Consider the following 10,793-nt stretch of genomic DNA (forward strand, 5'->3'; position numbering starts at 1 on the left):
GCGGGTCAGGCGCGCGTGGACGTGACCTGACCCGCTCGGGTGCGCAGCGGAACGCTCATGGGACGTTTGTCGTTCGGAAAGATCCACTTTGACGCGGCCACGTCCAGCACGGCGACAACACCGGTATGCGTGTCGTCATCGTGACCGAATCCTTTCCCCCCGATGTGAACGGCGTGGCCCACTGCGCGCTCCAGACCGCCCGACACCTCGTCGATCGCGGTCACGCGCCCCTCGTCGTCGCACCGGCTCCCGCTCCCGGGAACAAGGCAGCCGCCTCCATGGCGCCCTGCCCCGTCGTCCATGTCCCCTCCCTCCCGCTCCCCGGCTATCCCCAGGTCCGGGTCGCGCTCCCCAGCCGGCGCCTCGCCGCCGCGCTGATCCAGCACCAGCCCGACATCGTGCACCTGGCCAGCCCCTTCGTCCTCGGTGTGCGCGGCATGGCCGCCGCCGCCCGGCTCGGTATCCCCGCCGTCGCCGTCTACCAGACCGACCTGGCCGGATACGCCCGCACCTACATGGGTGCCGGCGAGGCCGCGGCCTGGCGGCGCATACGGTCCGTCCACTCCGCCGCCGACCTCACCCTCGTCCCGTCCAGCGCGTCCATGAACGACCTGCAGGCCCACGGGGTGCCCCGGCTCAAGCTGTGGGCACGCGGCGTGGACACCGCCCGCTTCCGCCCCGAGCTCCGCGACGAGAAGCTGCGCCGCGAAATCGCCCCGAACGGCGAGGTCATCGTCGGCTACGTCGGGCGCCTCGCCCCGGAGAAGCACATCGAGCTGCTCTCCGGCGTGTGCCGCCTGGCGGGCGTGAAGGTCGTCATCGTCGGCGACGGGCCGAGCCAGCCCGCGCTCGCCGAGGCGCTGCCCGGAGCGGTCTTCCTCGGCCGCCGCGGCGGGGACGACCTCGCCCGGATCTTCGCCTCGTTCGACATCTTCGCCCACACGGGCCCGTTCGAGACCTTCTGCCAGACCGTGCAGGAGGCCATGGCCAGCGGTGTGCCGGTCGTCGCGCCCGCCGCGGGCGGTCCGCTCGACCTCGTCGACCACGGACGCACCGGCCTGCTGGTGCCGCCGCGGGACGCCGACGCCGTACGCGACGCCGTGCAGTCCCTGGTCGCCGACCCGGCGCTGCGGGCCGCGTACGGTGCCGCCGGACACGCCACCGTCGACGGCCGCACCTGGGCGGCCATCGGCGACCAGCTGATCGGGCACTACAAGGACGTCGTCGCCGCGCGCCGGACGGTGGTGGCGGCATGACCGGCCTGCGTATCGTCCGGCTCGCGAACTTCGTCGCGCCCGCCTCCGGGGGGCTGCGCACCGCGCTGCGCGAGCTGGGCAAGGGCTTCAAACTGGCGGGCCACGATCCCGTCCTGATCGTGCCCGGTGAGCGGTACAGCGACTGCGAGACCGAGCAGGGCCGGGTGATCACCCTGCCCGGCCCGATGCTGCCCGGCACCGGCGGCTACCGCGTGCTCATCGACAAGCGCCGGGTCGCGTCCCTCCTGGAGGAGCTCGCCCCCGACCGGCTGGAGGTCTCCGACCGCACCACGCTGCGCTGGACCGGCAAGTGGGCCCGTCGTGCCCGCGTCCCCGCCGTGATGGTCTCCCACGAGACCGCCGACGGCGTGCTGCGCACCTGGGGCCTGTCGGAGAACCTGTCCCGGCGCGCCGCCGACGCCCTCAACCTCCGTACGGCACACACCTACTCCAGGGTCGTGTGCACCACGGAGTTCGCCGAGCGCGAGTTCGTGCGGATCGGCGCCCGCAACGTCGTACGCGCCCCGCTGGGCGTCGACCTGATGAACCGCCGTCCCACCATGCGCGACGCCGCACTGCGCGCCACCCACGCGCGGGCCGACGAAACGCTGCTGGTGATGTGCTCCCGGCTCTCCGTGGAGAAGCGGCCCGGCACCGCGCTGGACGCCCTGGAGTCGCTGCGCCGGCGTGGAGTGCGCGCCGTGCTCGTGGTGGCGGGTAACGGCCCGCTGCGCGCGGGGCTGGAGAAGCGGGCGCAGGAGCGCGACCTGCCGGTGACCTTCCTCGGGCACGTCGCCGACCGCAGCCTGCTCGGCGCGCTCCAGGCCTCCGCCGACGTCGCCCTGGCTCCCGGGCCCGCCGAGACGTTCGGGCTCGCCGCACTGGAGGCCATGGCCTGCGGCACGCCCGTGGTGGCGAGCGCGTCCTCCGCGCTGCCGGAGGTGATCGGTTCCGCCGGGGCCACCGCGGCGGACAACGGGGACGCCTTCGCGGACGCCGTGGAGATGATCCTCGACCGTCCGGAGCGCGAGCGCCGGGAGGCGGCACGCGCGCGTGCGGAGTGCTTCGGCTGGGGCACGGCGGTGGACGCCTTCCTCACCGCGCACGACGCTGCTCTGCCGGCTCGTCCCTTCGTGCGTGCGGAGGGCGCGGCATGAGATCGCTCCGTTACGTCGCCCTCGGGGACTCCCTGACCGAGGGGGTGGGCGACCGCGTGGGGAACGGGTGGCGCGGCTGGGCCGCGCTGCTCGCCGGCGGGCTGTCCGAACCGTCCGCCGAGTTCACCAACCTCGCGGTCAGCGGGGCGCAGACGCGGGACGTGCTGGAGACCCAGCTGCCCGCCGCTCTGGACCTGCGGCCCGACGTCGCGTCCGTCCTCGTGGGCGTCAACGACACGCTGCGCAGCACGTTCGACATCGAGAAGATCGCCGAACGCCTCGACAAGGTCTACGCGTCGTTCACCCGCCAGGGCACGGCCGTCCTCACGGCCTGCCTGCCCGACCCGGGCACGATGCTGGGACTGCCGGCGGTCCTGGGCCATCCGCTGGCCCGGCGGCAGCGGGCTGTCAACACGGTCGTCCACACGCTGTCCGAGCGGTACGGGGCCGTGCATCTGCACGCGGTCGACGACCCCTGGATCATGGACCGCGCGATGTGGAGTGCGGACCGGCTGCATCCCGGGGAGCGCGGGCACCGGCAGATCGCCCTGCGTTTCCACGCGATGCTGGCGCACCGGGGCATCGCGACGCAGACGGCGCCCTCGCCCGAGCCCGAGTTCGCGCCGCCCACCAAGTCGGCGAGCCTGCTGTGGCTGGCCACCGCGGGTACCGCCTGGGTGATCCGGCGGTGCAACGACCTGCTGCCCCAGCTGGTGCGCCTCGCCACCGTCGAGATGCGGCACCGGGCAAAGGGCACCAGCGACCGGCTCGACCGGCGAGCGGTACAGGCGGTCTCCATGGCGCTGGCCGCGTTGGCGATGCCGGAGGGGGCGGGGGCGGCCGGGCATCGGGCGGCGCCCGATTCGGTGGTGCTGCCCGGGCATGTGTCGGCGCCCGATTCGGTGGTGCTGCCCGGGCATGTGCCAGCGCCCGGGCATGTGCAGGCGCCGGAGCATCGGCCGGTGGCCGGGCATCGGCTGGTCCCCGAGCACCGGTCCGTGCCGGAGCACCTGTTGCTGCCGGAGGGGTTGTCGGTGCCTGTGCCCGGACAGCGCCCGGTCCCGGAGCCGGCACCGGAGGCGGCGTAGCGCACGCGTGCGTGGCGGGAATGCCGTGGCGCACGTGCGCGTGGCGGATGTGGCGTAGCGCACGCGTGCGTGGCGGGAATGCCGTGGCGCACGCGTGCGTGGCGGATGTGGCAGGGCGCGCGTGCGCGTGACGGGAGGTGGCGGGCGCGCGAGCGCGTGGCGGGAATGCGTGGCGCGCGTGCGCGTGGCGGATGTGGCGGGGCGCACGTGCGCGTGGCGGGAGGTGGTGGGGCGCGCGTGCGCGTGGCGGGATGTGGCGGGCGTCAGCGGCGACGTACGGCCACGAAGCGGACCGGCGTGCCCGGTACCGCCTGTGCGGCGGCCGGGAGGTCGGCCGCGCGGACGACGGCGATCACCGGGTAGCCGCCCGTCGTCGGGTGGTCGGCGAGGAACACGACCGGCCGGCCGTCGGGCGGTACCTGGACCGCGCCCAGGACCACGCCCTCGCTGGGGAGTTCGCGGGTGAGTGCCCGTTCCAGGGCGGGGCCCTCGGTGCGCAGCCCGATGCGGTTGCTCGACGGGGAGACGCGGTACACGCGGGAGGTGAAGGCACGCAGGGCCCCTGGCGTGAACCATTCGTCGCGCGGGCCGGGCGTCACGCGCAGGACGAGTTCGGCGGGGGGTGCCGGCTGCGGGGCGACGTCCACGCGTGCGTGCCGCTGCGTCGGCCGGCCCAGGGGAAGGACCGCGCCGTCGGTGAGGGGCGGTGGGCCGAGGCCGGACAGCAGGTCGGTGGAGCGGCTGCCGAGCACCGGCTCGACGGCGATGCCGCCGGAAACGCCCACATAGCTCCGTACACCTGAGACGGCCGCTCCTACGTCCAGGACCGCGCCGGCGGGGACGTGCACCGGGGCGCCCCAGGCGACCGGACGTCCGTCCACCGTGACCCGGCAGGGCGCGCCGCCGATCGCCGCGGTGACGGCCGAACGGGGCCGCAGCGTGCAGCCGTTGAGCGTGGTCTCCAGCACGGCCGCCTCGGGGGCGTTGCCGACGAGGCGGTTGACGAGAGCCGCCGCGGGCCCGTCGAGCGCGCCCGAGCGGGGCACGCCGAGGTGGGCGTGCCCGGGACGGCCGAGATCCTGCACGGTGGTGAGCGCTCCGGCGCGGACGACGGACAGCGCACGGTCGGTCATGAGCTCCCCACCGCAACGAAGCGCACGCGCGTGCCCGGCGACAACAGCGCGGCCGGCACCCGCGCGTGGTCCCACAGCACGGTGTCCGTGGTGCCGATCAGCTGCCAGCCGCCCGGCGAGGAGCGCGGGTACACGCCCGTGTACGGGCCCGCCAGCGCCACCGCACCCGCGGGGACGGCCGTGCGCGGGGTGGCCCGGCGCGGCACGTCGTAGCGCGGCGGCAGGCCCGTGAGGTAGCCGAAGCCGGGGGCGAAACCGCAGAAGGCGACGCTGAACTCGGTGCCCGCGTGGATACGGGCCACCTCCCGCGCGGACACGCCCCAGTGCGCGGCGACGTCGGCCAGGTCCGGGCCGTCGTAGCGCACCGGGAGTTCGACGACGTCACGCGCGCGTGGGGGAGCGGGAGGCACCGGCGAGGTGGTCAGCTCGGAGGCGAGGCGGGCAGGGTCGGCGAGGCCGTCGAGCAGGACCGTCCGGGCCGCGGGGACGATCTCGCGGACCGACAGCGCGCCCTCGGCGCGGCGCCGCAGCAGCTCCATGTGCAGCGCCCGGGCCTCCTCGCCCGACGACACCTCGACGAGCAGGGCGTCGTCGCCGACCGGCAGCACCCTCATACGAAGGCCTCCACCCGGACACCCGACTCCTCCAGCCGCGCCCGCACCCTGCGGGCCAGCTCGACGGCGCCCGGCGTGTCGCCGTGCAGGCACAGGGAACGCGCGCGTACCTCGACCCGTGCCCCGGAGTGGGCGGTGACCACGCCCGAGCGGGCCAGGCCCACCGAGCGCTCCACGACGGCCTCCGGGTCGGTGACCACGGCGCCGTCCTGCCCGCGCGGCACGAGCGTGCCCCGGTCGGTGTACGCGCGGTCCGCGAACGCCTCCGTGACGGCCGGAAGTCCGGCCTTCGCGGCCAGCTCCAGCAACCGCGAGCCGGGCAGGCCGAGCACGGGGAGCGTGTCGTCCGCCAGGAGCACGCCGTCGACGACCGCGCCGGCCTGCTCCTCGTCGTGCACGACGCGGTTGTAGAGCGCGCCGTGCGGTTTGACGTACGACACGCGCGTGCCCGCCGCCCGCGCGAAGACCTCCAGGGCGCCGAGCTGGTAGGCGACTTCGGCCGCCAGCTCGCCGGGCGGCACGTCCATCGCGCGCCGCCCGAACCCCGCCAGATCTCGGTAGGAGACCTGGGCGCCGATCCGTACCCCGCGCTCGGCCGCCTGCTCGCACACCCGCCGCATGGTGGCCGCGTCCCCGGCGTGGAAGCCGCAGGCCACGTTGGCGCTGGTGACGACGGACAGCAGGCGTTCGTCGTCGGTGAGCTGCCAGCGGCCGAAGCCCTCGCCGAGGTCGGCGTTGAGATCGATGGAGGTCATGTGTCCCGTCGTTTCCTCGGTCAGGCGACGATGCGGTACTGCTCGTCGCGGGCGTCGGTCAGGAACATCTGGCCCGGCGCGTGGGTGATGGCGAACGGCGGGCGCGAGGCCATCACCGCGGCCTGCGGGGTCACCCCACAGGCCCAGAACATCGGGATGTCGTCCGGCTCGGCGTCCACCGGATCGCCGAAGTCGGGGCGGCCCAGGTCGGCGATGCCCAGTGCCGACGGATCGCCGCAGTGGACGGGGCCGCCGTGCACCGCCGGCAGGAGGCCGGTCTCCCGCAGCGCCGCCGCCACGGCGTGCGGCGGCACCGGGCGCATGGACACCACCAGCGGACCGTGCAGCCGCCCCGCGGGACGGCACTGGCGGCTGGTCACGTACATCGGGACGTTGCGGCCCTGCTCGACATGGCGGATCGGTACGCCGGCCCCGGCCAGCGCCGACTCGAAGGTGAAGCTGCAGCCGATCAGGAACGACACCAGATCGCCCCGCCAGTGCCCGCGCACGTCTGTCGGCTCGTCCACCAACTCGCCGTCCCGCCACACCCGATAGCGCGGCAGGTCGGTACGCAGGTCGGCGCCGTCGGCGAGGACGGTGGTCCAGGAACCGGCGTCCGTGACGTCCAGGACCGGGCAGGGTTTGGGGTTGCGCTGGCAGAACAGCAGCATGTCGTACGCCCAGTCGGCGGGCACCGAGATCAGGTTGACCTGGGTGTGGCCCGCCGCGACCCCGGCCGTGGGGCCAGTCAGGCCGTCCCGGAAGCGGTCGCGGGCGGCTTTCGGGCTCCACGCGTGCGCGTGCTCGTCGACTGCGGTGACTGGGCGGTCCTGAGGCACTGCGGTGACCGGACGGTGCGCCGGCTCGACGGTGGGCAGGTGGTCCTCCGTGGCGACGATGGGCGCGTGGTCCTCCGTGGCGAGGGTGGGAGGGCGGTCCTCCGTGGCGACGGTGAGCGGGCGGCACTGTGTGCGGTTCACACCAGCTCCTTCCCGCGCGTCTCCGGCAGTCCGAGCAGGGCCAGCGCCGCGATGCCGTAGCCGATCGCGCCGAAGACCAGCGCGCCGCCCACACCCCAGCTGTCGGCCAGGAAGCCGACCGTGGTGGGGAAGATCGCGCCCACCGCGCGGCCGGTGTTGTACGTGAAGCCCTGTCCCGTGCCGCGCACGGCCGTCGGGTACAGCTCGCTCAGGTACGAACCGAAGCCGCTGAAGATCGCCGACATGCAGAACCCGAGCGGGAAGCCGAGCACGAGCAGCAGGGTGTTGGCACCGCTCGGGATGTTCGCGTACGCCAGGATGCAGACCGCCGACAGCAGCGCGAACAGCCAGATGTTGCGCCGGCGCCCCAGCCGGTCGGTGAGGTAACCGCCGGTCAGATAGCCGAGGAAGGCGCCCGAGATCAGGAACGTCAGATAGCCGCCGGTGCCGACGACCGACAGCTCGCGCTCGGTCTTGAGGTAGGTCGGCACCCAGGTGGCGAGGGTGTAGTAGCCGCCCTGGACGCCGGTGGACAGCAGCCCTGCGAAGATCGTCGTCCGCAGCAGGCCGGGCTTGAAGATCGCGGTGAAGTTGCCCTTCTCGGTGCTCTGTTCACGCACGGCCACGGCCTCGGGGGCGTCGTGCACCCGGCGCCGCATCCAGATGACGAGCAGTGCGGGCAGCGCGCCGGTCCAGAACATCACACGCCAGGCCAGGTCGTCGTCGGCGACCGAGAAGACCACGGTGTACATGACCGCGGCCAGGGCCCAGCCGACGGCCCACGAGCTCTGGATCGCGCCGAGGGTGCGGCCCCGGTGCTTGGCGCTCGCGTACTCGGCGACGAGGATCGCGCCGACCGCCCACTCGCCGCCGAAGCCGAGGCCCTGGAGGGCGCGGAAGACCAGCAGGGTCTCGTAGTTGGGTGCGAAGCCGCAGGCGACGGTGAAGACCGCGTAGGTGATCACCGTGATCATCAGCGCCTTGACCCGGCCGATCCGGTCGGCCAGCACTCCGGCCAGGGCGCCGCCGATCGCGGAGACGACGAGCGTGACGGTGGTGAAGAGGCCGGTCTGGCCGCTGTCCAGGCCGAAGTACGCCGCCAGCGCGACCATGCTCAGCGGCAGTGTGAAGTAGTCGTACGAATCCAGGGCATAGCCGCCGAAAGCACCCGCGAAGGCGCGGCGGCCGCGCGGACCCAGGGCGCGCAGCCAGGCGAACGCGCCGTCGTCGGCGGCGCGTTCGTCAGCGGTGGGGTGGGTCAGGGCCTGCGGTGGAGGGGTCGTGCTCATGGGCACCTCGCAGAGAGGGGACGGAGGGTGCGTGGGGAGTGAGCCGTGCCGGTGCGCAGTACCGTAGAGGATTGTTCAACGATCCCTCAATACCCATGTTGGTTCGTTCTTGTGGTCTGCGATTGAATTCCGGCATGGCAGAGCAGCTGAACCCACTCGCCGAGGACCGCGCCCTTCTGGGCCGCACCAGCACCGCGGAGCGGGTCTCGGACATCCTCCGCAGCCGTATCGCGGAGGGCTTCTTCCCACCCGGCACCCGGCTGTCGGAGGACAGCATCGGCGGTGCGCTCGGCGTCTCCCGCAACACGCTGCGCGAGGCGTTCCGACTGCTCACACATGAACGGCTGCTCGTCCACGAGCTGAACCGGGGGGTGTTCGTCCGGGTCCTGACCGTGGAGGACGTCGAGGACATCTACCGCACGCGCGGGCTCGTCGAATGCGCCGTCGTACGGGGTCTCGGCGAGCCGCCGTACGGCCTGGACGCGCTCGCCGCAGCGGTCGAGGAGGGGCTGGGGGCGGCGCGCGAAGGTGACTGGAAACGTGTGGGTACGGCCAACATCCACTTCCACCGCGAACTGGTCGCCCTCGCGGGAAGCGCCCGCACCGACGAACTGATGCGCAGCGTCTTCGCCGAGCTGCGGCTCGCCTTCCACGTCGTGGACGACCCGAAGCGACTGCATGAGCCGTATCTCGCGCGCAACCGGCAGATCCTGCAGGCGCTGGAGACGGGGGAGCGGGTGGAGGCGGAGAAACTGCTCGCGGTCTACCTCGAGGATTCACTGGAGCGCGTCGTAGAGGTCTATCGACGCAGGGTGTCGAGCGCCCCGTAAGGGGCGGGGGGAACTGCGCGGGCGACCACGGACGACCCGCACACGAAACGCGACCCGGTTTTCCGGCTCAACCGGCGCAGCGCCGTCGTTTGGGTCGATGTCAGACCCAGGACCTAGTCTGTGCACCGTGACTTCGCCTGCATCGACGGACCGTGTTCCGCCCCAGCTCAGCGCGGGGCCGCGCCCGGCTCCGGGTCCGGCGGCCGACGAGGGGCTGGCGCGGCGGCTGCGCGCGCTCGCCTGCACCGCGCCGCTGCACGACCTCGACACGCGCAAGGCCAACCTCGCGGGCGAGTACTCGGTGTACGGCATGGCGGAGGTGGCGCTCGCCGCCATCGACCTCGTCACGCTCAACATGGACTTCGACACAGGTGCCGACCACGACCAGATAGTCGCCCGCCTCATCCCGCGCATTGCCGCCCAGGCCCCGCGCCGCCCCGTCGCCGAGCACGAGCGGGTGGCCCGCTGGGTCCTGGAGAACCTGATCAACGTCGGCAGTGTGGACCGCGGCTTCCGGGCCGTGTACGGCACGTTCGCGCCGGACGGCAGCTATGTCCGCCGTGACTACGACTTCAAGCTGATCGAGGAGGTGCCGGGGCCGGGCGGCACGGTGTACCTGCGGACGACCGACGAGGCGGTCAACGTCCTCGTCGGCGCCCTCGACACCGACGTGACCAGCGCGCAGATCGCCGCCGAGGTCAAGCTGGAGGTGCTGATCAACCGCGGCCGCCTCGCCGACGCCCAGCTGGCCGCCGAGCAGGCCCGGTACCGCACCGTGCAGTACTCCGAGACGCTCCGCCGCGCCCTGGACGCGACCCGGCGCAACGTCCGGGCGGTCGACTGGCTGAACTCCGTCCCCGACATGATCGCCGAGGCCCTCGACCACGTCGCCGACCGGTACCGCCACGAGAACGCGATCCTCACGAACATCCGCAAGGCACGCGACGAGTCCGAGGACCCGGAGCACAAGCGTCGCGCGGCCGAGCTCGTCGACATCGTCAAGGACTGCATCCGACGGCACACACAGCTGCAGTCCCGCCTGCTGGAGGCCGGACCGCTGTTCCGCGCCGAGCAGGACCGGCAGGCCTTCGCCACGCCCATGACGACGTCGGGGATCGACCTGTACGGGCATCTCGTCGCGCCTGTCCTGCCGTTGCCATTGGAGCAGGCGGTCCGGGTCACGGACGCCTTCTTCGCGCGCGGGACGGGACTGCGTACGCCGGTGTCGGTCCGGGTGGGTGATCTCGTCGACATACTGTTGACGCCGCCCGTGGAGCGGGAGCATCTGGGCGCGGAGATGCCCGAGCCCGACCTCATCGCGACGCCGGACGACAGCCGGTTCAGCGAGGAGCAGCTGGCTTCCGCCATGGAGCTGCTGGCCCTGCCTGCCGACGCCCCGCGGAGGCTTTCGGGGCTGCTGGCCCAGGCGCGTCGCCAGGACCCGGACCTGCCCTATCTGGTCGCCCTGTTGGCGGTTCACGCCGCCAGCCCTCCGGTGGGCACGGCCTATCGGCAGGGGGAGGAGAAGCTGTTGTTCGCCGTGGACGACGGGACGGAACTGGACGATCCCGAGTTCGGCGGAGCCGACCTGATCGTCGGGACGGCCCTGTTGGATGCGGTGGGGATGGCGGCCGGCAGGACGGAAGCGGCATGAGGTGCGCCGGGGATCGTGCTTGCGAGCGGCCTGGCCG

At 73.3% G+C, this 10,793-nt stretch carries 10 protein-coding genes and 1 pseudogene; 5 read left to right on the forward strand and 6 right to left on the reverse strand.

Annotated features, from left to right (window positions below; all coding sequences use genetic code 11):
- Nucleotides 1-5 precede the first annotated feature (5 nt).
- Entirely contained in the window at nucleotides 6-224 is a 219-nt protein-coding gene (locus tag EAO75_RS46040) for a hypothetical protein (protein ID WP_187284621.1), read from the reverse strand.
- On the opposite strand from EAO75_RS46040, the gene EAO75_RS24865 reads away from it, so the two are divergent.
- The 3 genes and pseudogenes from EAO75_RS24865 to EAO75_RS24875 form a co-directional block, all read left to right on the forward strand.
- Nucleotides 126-1,256, forward strand: a complete 1,131-nt coding sequence (locus EAO75_RS24865) for a glycosyltransferase family 4 protein (RefSeq protein ID WP_147997246.1) — start codon at nucleotides 126-128, stop codon at nucleotides 1,254-1,256. The genes EAO75_RS46040 and EAO75_RS24865 overlap by 99 nt on opposite strands.
- Nucleotides 1,253-2,413 (forward strand): glycosyltransferase, encoded by a 1,161-nt coding sequence (locus EAO75_RS24870; RefSeq protein WP_147997247.1) that lies wholly within the window; start codon nucleotides 1,253-1,255, stop codon nucleotides 2,411-2,413. Before EAO75_RS24865 ends, EAO75_RS24870 begins: the two co-directional genes overlap by 4 nt.
- A pseudogene (locus EAO75_RS24875) lies at nucleotides 2,410-3,240 on the forward strand (SGNH/GDSL hydrolase family protein); the annotation flags it as partial. The gene EAO75_RS24870 and the pseudogene EAO75_RS24875, both read left to right, overlap by 4 nt.
- A gap of 524 nt (nucleotides 3,241-3,764) precedes the next feature.
- Here the strand turns inward: EAO75_RS24875 and EAO75_RS24880 are convergent.
- The 5 genes from EAO75_RS24880 to EAO75_RS24900 all read right to left on the reverse strand — a co-directional run bounded on the left by EAO75_RS24880 (nucleotide 3,765) and on the right by EAO75_RS24900 (nucleotide 8,272).
- Nucleotides 3,765-4,634 carry a biotin-dependent carboxyltransferase family protein gene (locus EAO75_RS24880; protein ID WP_147997249.1) on the reverse strand — a complete coding sequence of 290 codons (870 nt, stop codon included), beginning with the start codon at nucleotides 4,632-4,634 and terminating at the stop codon, nucleotides 3,765-3,767.
- Nucleotides 4,631-5,248 carry a 5-oxoprolinase subunit B family protein gene (locus EAO75_RS24885; RefSeq protein WP_147997250.1) on the reverse strand — a complete coding sequence of 206 codons (618 nt, stop codon included), beginning with the start codon at nucleotides 5,246-5,248 and terminating at the stop codon, nucleotides 4,631-4,633. The genes EAO75_RS24880 and EAO75_RS24885 overlap by 4 nt, the downstream gene beginning before the upstream one ends.
- Nucleotides 5,245-6,003 (reverse strand): LamB/YcsF family protein, encoded by a 759-nt coding sequence (locus EAO75_RS24890; RefSeq protein ID WP_147997251.1) that lies wholly within the window; start codon nucleotides 6,001-6,003, stop codon nucleotides 5,245-5,247. Before EAO75_RS24890 ends, EAO75_RS24885 begins: the two co-directional genes overlap by 4 nt.
- A gap of 20 nt (nucleotides 6,004-6,023) precedes the next feature.
- Nucleotides 6,024-6,842 carry a putative hydro-lyase gene (locus EAO75_RS24895; protein WP_410092486.1) on the reverse strand — a complete coding sequence of 273 codons (819 nt, stop codon included), beginning with the start codon at nucleotides 6,840-6,842 and terminating at the stop codon, nucleotides 6,024-6,026.
- Nucleotides 6,843-6,979: 137 nt separating this feature from the next.
- Nucleotides 6,980-8,272 (reverse strand): MFS transporter, encoded by a 1,293-nt coding sequence (locus EAO75_RS24900; protein WP_147997252.1) that lies wholly within the window; start codon nucleotides 8,270-8,272, stop codon nucleotides 6,980-6,982.
- Between the two features lie 134 nt (nucleotides 8,273-8,406).
- Here EAO75_RS24900 and EAO75_RS24905 point away from each other — a divergent pair, with 134 nt between their 5' ends.
- Nucleotides 8,407-9,102, forward strand: a complete 696-nt coding sequence (locus EAO75_RS24905; RefSeq protein WP_147997253.1) for a GntR family transcriptional regulator — start codon at nucleotides 8,407-8,409, stop codon at nucleotides 9,100-9,102.
- 127 nt (nucleotides 9,103-9,229) lie between these two features.
- Nucleotides 9,230-10,756 carry a hypothetical protein gene (locus tag EAO75_RS24910; RefSeq protein WP_147997254.1) on the forward strand — a complete coding sequence of 509 codons (1,527 nt, stop codon included), beginning with the start codon at nucleotides 9,230-9,232 and terminating at the stop codon, nucleotides 10,754-10,756.
- The last annotated feature ends 37 nt before the right edge of the window (nucleotides 10,757-10,793 follow it).

Source organism: Streptomyces sp. UW30 (assembly GCF_008042075.1).
Taxonomy (GTDB): domain Bacteria; phylum Actinomycetota; class Actinomycetes; order Streptomycetales; family Streptomycetaceae; genus Streptomyces.